Here is a 256-nt window from a genome sequence, read left to right as displayed (position 1 = left end):
CGAGTGCGAAAAAGCGTTTGCTGGGGGTCAGTTCCGAGACCATCGAGCGCTACGGGCTCACTAGCGAGCCTGTGGCGTGGGAAATGGCGTTGGGTGCATTGCGAGACAGCGATGCCAATGTGGTAATCGCAACAACAGGAGTAGCGGGGCCTACCGACGAATCTGGGGTACCTCCAGGGACGATGTGCTTTGCTTGGGCCTTTGCTGGCGAGCCTGCTGCGGTTTTTACATGTACTCAGCGTTTCTTCGGCGAGAG

General features: G+C 58.2%; 1 protein-coding gene. It reads left to right on the top strand.

Annotated elements, in window-relative coordinates; genetic code table 11:
• Positions 1-256: CinA family protein (locus SB816_RS33165; protein ID WP_410548398.1), on the top strand; the 256-nt coding region annotated here is incomplete at both ends.

Source organism: Achromobacter sp. SIMBA_011, from assembly GCF_046535435.1.
GTDB lineage: Bacteria > Pseudomonadota > Gammaproteobacteria > Burkholderiales > Burkholderiaceae_B > Achromobacter > Achromobacter dolens.
This window is presented reverse-complemented; position numbering and strand designations above follow the sequence as displayed.